Below are 6,328 nucleotides of genomic sequence, written 5' to 3' on the forward strand. Positions count from 1 at the left end.
AAAGATGATTCCTGTAGCGAATGGCATCTATTCCAAGTCTGCAGACCTGCCGTTTCCGTTATGTGAGTAATAATCAGGATATTATGGGGAAATATTTATTCAAAAAGAGAAGCACATGTTATATCGAAGGACAATGAGGAAAAAAGAATACCATCTCTGCATGCTGGGCATAATTGCCGGCACCCTTGTCGCTGTCTATTTCGGCATAATATCCGGGAATCTGCTGGTGCCGGGAGTTATAATTATTGCAGGTATCGTGCTTGTATGGCTGTGCCAGAGGAAGGTGACAGATGTTATCACTGATGATCTTTCTGATATGATCCACGGCAAAGCAGCATTGAAAACGCTTGAATTTATGATAGTGGTCCTTGTGATATTTTTTATCGCTACGACGACATTTTACTGGAGCGGAGGCTGGGGTTTCGGAATGCATACCTATGATAACGGTTCGGTGCGGATAACGTTCCTGCAGTTTTACCCTGGAGGCTATCCGATCTACGAAGACAACTATTACTTTGTATCTACTCCTGCACTTACGGTCCAGGATATTAACGGTCTGGAGGATTTTTTTGTTAAAGGACATAATGTCCGGAATTATCCATATGTTATCGGGGCGGCTCTGGGCTTTGTTGCCGTACTCCTTGTATTGATCTTTACGGTATTTTCATTATACTACAGTCGAAAATATGGATGTACCGAAGATGAAAAACAGGATTAAGGTTTACCGTGCCATGCACGATATGACCCAGGAAGAACTTGCCGAAAAGATCCGTGTTACAAGGAAGACCATCAATTCAATCGAGAGGGGGAAGTATAATCCCTCAATTGAGGTTGCCTTTAAAATTGCAAAGATATTCAGGGTCCCGGTCGAGAAGATATTCTTTTTTGAGGACGAACCCCCGGAAGACGTGAATGAAGATCCTTCGTCGCCCGATTGATTTTTCAGTGATGTCCTTAGATTTATTATCAGGAGAAAGTGTCTCCTGAATATACTCGTTGAAGACAATGCAGGTACAGCCGCCGGACACAAAGAGAAATCCGCCAGAGGAGAGAATTGAGGATGCAGTTGCAAAACTGCGGGCCGCAGGCACGAAAGGCGAACTTGCGGAAGCCATAGCCTCGGAGATAATAAAATATTCACTTTACGAGCTCCAGGTTATCGGGGGAAGAGTCCGGCAGGAGATCGACAAACTTCCCTCTCCATACCGTGAGAAGGTCCGCCCGTACTTCCAGCAGCAGTTATTCGATGTATACAACCGGCTCATGTCGATGCAGAGGTCAGGTGGTTTTTCCAGGATGAACGGGAAGATCGATGACCCTGTCCTCTTCGTGGAATTTCTCGATGCTGTCCCTGACGGGTGCCTTAAGGATCCTGAACACAGCGGTACGGATTTCAACTTCGGCGACCCGATCAAATCGCTCTTTTATTATCTCCTGTGCTGCTTTACGATGTTCGTAATGGACGAACCCGGTCATCCGGTCGGCACTCCTTTCCCCGGCGGATTCATAGTTGAAAAAAGAGCCGACGGGTACTACTGCCCGATCCGTGATAAGGAGGAGGAAGTTCCTTTTTCGATATGCAACTTCTGCCCTGCAAAACAGATGGAAGGGGTTTGAGGTTCCAGATCGTCAAAGGCTTGTAAAATCTCCCCAGGTTACGTTCTGAACATAGAATTCAAAGGAATTTACCCCGTCCGGGTTCTGCATGGAATAATCGAGGTCCAGATCCAGCCTGAACGTCCCGTCGGGCCTGTTGGCAGGAGCTCCCCAGCTGTTCAAGACCGTCCAGTATCTCTCATCGGTATCGGTGTCGTTGTAGCCGAGGATGAGCATGGCATGCCCACCGTCGTTTCCTGTTGCACCCTGAGTGGATTCAGGCGTGAAAATAGCGGATTCCGTTTCATTCTCCCAGAAGTCCATAAAAGGGTCCCAGTCATCAGGGGTATAGATTATAACGACCGCACTGCCGGAGAGGAGTACAGATTTAATCGAATCGATTGCGGTTTCATTTGATATGTCCCGTTCTTCGTAGACCGTATTCGTTGCGATCATTTCGGCATGCATCTCTTCGATTGGATAATACGGATCAGTCTGGATGTCAGCCGCCGGAACCGAAGTGGATTCGCCTTTCTCGGACCTGACTGCAGAATCGGCAAACGTTGCGTTCATGTTGCCCAGGGGAACGACCTTGCCTGTTATGTTATAGAAATCTGCGAACCAGACCGGACTCCCGCCGCAGCAGGCCCAGATCCCTGTTCCGTTGTGGTATGCCGATGTGAAATACTGGACTGAGAGGGGATCGTTGATACCTTTCTGCCTGTACAGCTCCACCTGCAGGGCTCCGGTATCTGCCCATACCCAGCAGTTCCCGCAGTGTTCGGGCGATCCTCCGGTCTGGTCCCATTCCTCAGGGACGTATGCAAATTTCTCAAGGAGCGAAACGCTGTCGGGAATGTTGCCGGGATATTCCCGCGGAGGGTACCGCGGCGTGTTCCTGTTTGCCTCCTGCATTGCAAGTACGATCTTCGTCTGGAAATCAGTCGAAACTTCATCGGTTTTGTCAGATGACTGATCCGTAGTAACTACATCATCATTCAGGTCGGCCAGCCGGATACTGTCGGCCATCTCGTATATGCTGATGTCCACGGCCTTTTCGATATCCAGCGGGTCGACAGACCTGAACGCATCAAGATCTCCGGAGAGCATAGTGTTGAGGCTGACCCCGTCTATATACATTCCGTAAGGATCTGAGCATGACGAGCATGAATCGGAATCTTCCTCAGGGGATGTAAGTACAAAATATGAGAGTATTAGGGATAAGATGCATAAAACCAGAATAATCTGCCCGATATATTTCATTAATTCCAGTTTGGGCCGGTGAATTATTATATTTTTATTTTTGATGTCGGGATCTTTCTAAATGTTCCGGGAGGGCCTGGCGTATTGCTTACAGATCTTTTTTTGGCAACCCCGGCACCGGCGGCCAGGTCCGCCGGACGGCCCCTGCCCAGGGGCCTTGCCCTAAGATAGTTCTCTCACGGCACGCTCAGGGGACGGGCAAGCGTCCCCTAAGCTGTTGAATTTGTTTTTTTGGTTTCCGTTCTTTTAATGCCATGAATTTACCGCGTATCGCCGTTCAGGGGATACTTGTCTATCCCCTGAGCGGCCTGTCACAATGGAGAGGCCCCGAGGCCGGGGCCGATCCGCGGGCCTGCTGTGCGGCTCGCGGCGAGGGGTTGCCAACAATCTGCCTGATGGATAACTATTCCAGGTTGCTGATTTTCCCATGTCGATATGGAGTTAACCATCCTGAAAAAAACCCCGAGGATGTTTCTCCCAAAAAAAACGATCTCAAGAATTATCTTTTTAAGGGTCGTATATTCGGCCAGTACATGTATGAACTGGTCTCCCCGGTCGATCTCTCCGTTGTCCTGAAATATACCGGCAGGCTCATGATGGCCATAGCTGTCGTCCTTGCGGTCCCGATGGCGATGGCAATAGTTTTCATGGAGTCTTACACCGCCGCTGTCTACGGCCTCACTGCCGTTTTTGTAGCCTGCGGCGGCTTTATTCTCGTAAAAGTTCTCCCTGACGGGGAGCTCCGGTGGAAGGAATCGCTCGTGATTGCGGCGATAATATTCCCTTTCATCGCCCTCCTGAACGCATTTCCCTTCGCTCTTTCGACCGGCATGAGTCTCTCCGATTCGTTCTTCGAGGCGGTATCGGGGATAACGACAACAGGTCTTTCCGTCGCTCCTGCCGGTGTCGGCCCGGTCTTTCTCTTTGCAAGGTCGTGGCTCCAGTGGGTCGGCGGAATCGGGATCGTCATACTTGTTCTCAGTGTCCTCGTCCAGCCCGGGACGAGTGCATTCCGCCTCTTCTCCGCGAATGTCGGGGAGAACAGGATCGGGCCCAATGTGATGGTCACCGCCCGCATACTTGTAAAGATCTACCTCGTTATTACGGCGATCGCATTTATTCTTCTCCTTCTATCCGGGATGCCCGTATTCGATTCGATCTGCCATGCGTTGTCGGCCGTATCCACGGGAGGATTTTCAACCGGTTCCGATTCAATCGCATCCTTTCCCGGTTTCTTCGTCCCGCTTGTAATAGCCGCAGGCTTCCTGATGGGTGCGATCAACTTCGGGCTTTACACACGGATTACCGGCGGCCTGAGCGGGCTGAAGGAGATAATATCCGACATCCAGTTCAGGTATTTCATCGTCGTACTGGTCATCGGATTTCTCCTGCTTCTTTTCACGATGTCGGACAGTATGTCATTCGCCGATGCGTTGCCGGCCTCCGCGTTCCAGGCCGCATCGGCACTCTCCACTGCCGGTTTTTCGACAGTCGATATCGGGAGCCTCTCCGACAGTTCGAAGGCAGTCCTCACCATGCTCATGTGGATCGGCGGCTGTTCGGGTTCTACCGCAGGAGGAATCAAGATCATGAGACTCGTCATCCTCTTCGGTATAGTCCATCTCGTCTTCATCAGGTTCTTCCTGCCAAAGGAGGCTCTGACACCGCTGAAGGCGGGTGATGAGGTGATCGAGCCCGTGCAGGTGTATCATATACTTACCTATGTCATCCTCTATGTCCTTGTCATCCTGGTCTCGGGATTCATCTTCATGCTTCACGGGATCGGCCCCGGCGATGCGTTCTTCGAGGTGTCGAGCGCCCTCGGGACGGTCGGTCTTTCGACCGGGATTACAGGGCCGGGGATGGCAGATCTGATGAAATGGACCCTGGTCGTCGATATGGTCCTCGGGAGGATCGAGATTATACCATTATGTATATTGCTCTTCCCGCGAACATGGATCAGGAGGTAACCCGGTTGAGAATAATAATAGTAGGCGCCACCGCCCTTGGCATGGATCTTGCAGAGGTGCTGATAAAGAAGAACATTGAGGTGATCTTCATCGTCAGGGAGGAGAAGCTCGCCAAGGACCTGGCCGAAAATCTCGACTGCACGGTGATAAATGCCGAAGGGACGAGGCCCGATATTCTTGAAAAGGCCGAGATCGACAAGGCGGACGCGATTGTCGCCTGCACCTCCCACGACCAGGACAATATACTCATCGGCGTCATCGCAAAGGGCTACAAGACCCCCGAGATCATCATCATGACAGAGGACGTCCAGTTCATGAACGTTGCAAAGAAACTGGGATTCCACCATGTCGTTAATCCCCCGCAGGCCACATCTGCGATAGTCTACAACACCCTCAGGGGGATAGACACTATCGAATTGTCGACGATGATGAGGGGCGACGTCAGGTTCGTCAGCGTCATCGCCTCCCCCAAGTTCGACGGGATGAAGCTGTCGGAGATTGCGCTTCCCAAAAAAAGTGCGTTCATCGGCGTCTACAGGGACGATCATTTTACTGTTCATACAGAAGACCCCGGGATAAAGGAGGGTGACGAGGTGCTGATCGTATCGAAGCTCGATGAGGTCAACGGGATCTACGGTATGTTCTGCCCTGCCGAAGAAGAGGAGAAGGGACAGCAGCCCTAATGCAAATAACTATATTCTTTCTCCTCGTAATCTCGATTAATTCCTTAATACGTGATTTTTATGGTAAAATTAACTGCAAAAATACTTGATATCGATTACCGCGGCGTGCTGATCAACAGGATTGACGCGAGAAAGATCGGTGTTCTCGACGGCGACCGTGTCCAGGTGATAAACGAGAACACGGGTACCTTCGTGCAGGCGTTCGTCTCGACCACGGAAAAGCTCATAGAGGAAGGCTCGGTAGGGATACTTTATCTGACCAACAAGAAGCTGAATGCTCATGACGGGGACCCGTTCGAGGTGAGATTTGCGGACAGGCCGGCTTCCATCGAATATATACGAAAGAAGATGGACGGCGGAAAGCTCAACGCAGACGAGACGAAGGCGATCGTGATGGATATCGTGGACGACATCCTCTCGCCTGGTGAGATCAGTGCATATATCACCGGTTCGTATATACAGGGACTCGATATGGACGAGGTCGAACACCTGACAAGAGCAATGGTTGCAACCGGCGAGAAGCTGAATTTCACCTCGCACCCGATCGTCGACAAGCACTCGATCGGCGGAGTCCCGGGGAACAAGATCTCGCTCCTCGTCGTCCCCATAATTGCCGCCGCAGGTTTGAAGATTCCTAAGACCAGCTCCCGTGCGATCACCGGGGCGGGAGGTACCGCCGACCTGATGGAGGTCCTCGCACCCGTGACATTCTCCGCGGAAGAAGTCCAGAAGATGACCGAAAAAGCCGGCGGGGTAATCGTCTGGGGCGGGGCGACGAACATCGCACCGGCTGACGACAAGATCATAATCTACGAG

General features: G+C 51.3%; 6 protein-coding genes and 1 pseudogene. 6 read left to right on the forward strand and 1 reads right to left on the reverse strand.

Translation table 11 applies throughout. The annotated features are described in order from the left end of the window. Positions 1 to 133: 133 nt before the first annotated feature. The 3 genes from METPAY_RS09540 (at position 134) to METPAY_RS09550 (ending at position 1,617) form a co-directional block, all read left to right on the forward strand. Complete coding sequence (locus tag METPAY_RS09540; protein ID WP_048151810.1) at positions 134 to 718, forward strand: DUF2178 domain-containing protein; 585 nt, start codon at positions 134 to 136, stop codon at positions 716 to 718. Beyond that, positions 702 to 938, forward strand: coding sequence for a helix-turn-helix transcriptional regulator (locus METPAY_RS09545; protein ID WP_048151855.1), 237 nt, complete (start codon positions 702 to 704; stop codon positions 936 to 938). Before METPAY_RS09540 ends, METPAY_RS09545 begins: the two co-directional genes overlap by 17 nt. A 67-nt stretch (positions 939 to 1,005) precedes the next feature. Continuing rightward, positions 1,006 to 1,617, forward strand: coding sequence for a DUF2115 domain-containing protein (locus METPAY_RS09550; RefSeq protein ID WP_048151812.1), 612 nt, complete (start codon positions 1,006 to 1,008; stop codon positions 1,615 to 1,617). A 12-nt stretch (positions 1,618 to 1,629) separates the two neighbouring features. Here the strand turns inward: METPAY_RS09550 and METPAY_RS09555 are convergent, their stop codons facing one another. After that, entirely contained in the window at positions 1,630 to 2,859 is a 1,230-nt protein-coding gene (locus METPAY_RS09555) for a C1 family peptidase (protein ID WP_048151815.1), read from the reverse strand. A 254-nt stretch (positions 2,860 to 3,113) separates the two neighbouring features. Between METPAY_RS09555 and METPAY_RS09560 the strand changes: the two genes are divergently transcribed. The 3 genes and pseudogenes from METPAY_RS09560 to METPAY_RS15510 all read left to right on the forward strand — a co-directional run. Beyond that, the gene (locus METPAY_RS09560) at positions 3,114 to 4,829 is read left to right on the forward strand and encodes a TrkH family potassium uptake protein (RefSeq protein ID WP_245611604.1); all 1,716 of its coding nucleotides are present in this window, start codon (positions 3,114 to 3,116) and stop codon (positions 4,827 to 4,829) included. Positions 4,830 to 4,834: 5 nt separating this feature from the next. Further along, complete coding sequence (locus METPAY_RS09565) at positions 4,835 to 5,512, forward strand: potassium channel family protein (RefSeq protein ID WP_245611605.1); 678 nt, start codon at positions 4,835 to 4,837, stop codon at positions 5,510 to 5,512. A gap of 60 nt (positions 5,513 to 5,572) precedes the next feature. Beyond that, positions 5,573 to 6,328: pseudogene (locus METPAY_RS15510) on the forward strand (AMP phosphorylase); the annotation flags it as partial.

The organism is Methanolacinia paynteri, assembly GCF_000784355.1.
GTDB lineage: Archaea > Halobacteriota > Methanomicrobia > Methanomicrobiales > Methanomicrobiaceae > Methanolacinia > Methanolacinia paynteri.

Excerpts from the sequence above, each read along its gene's own strand:
- METPAY_RS09540 (WP_048151810.1), top strand. The coding sequence starts at position 134 with ATGAGGAAAAAAGAATACCATCTCTGCATGCTGGGCATAATTGCCGGC.
- METPAY_RS09545 (WP_048151855.1), top strand. The coding sequence starts at position 702 with ATGAAAAACAGGATTAAGGTTTACCGTGCCATGCACGATATGACCCAG.
- METPAY_RS09550 (WP_048151812.1), top strand. The coding sequence starts at position 1,006 with ATGCAGGTACAGCCGCCGGACACAAAGAGAAATCCGCCAGAGGAGAGA.
- METPAY_RS09555 (WP_048151815.1), bottom strand. The coding sequence starts at position 2,859 with ATGAAATATATCGGGCAGATTATTCTGGTTTTATGCATCTTATCCCTA.
- METPAY_RS09560 (WP_245611604.1), top strand. The coding sequence starts at position 3,114 with ATGAATTTACCGCGTATCGCCGTTCAGGGGATACTTGTCTATCCCCTG.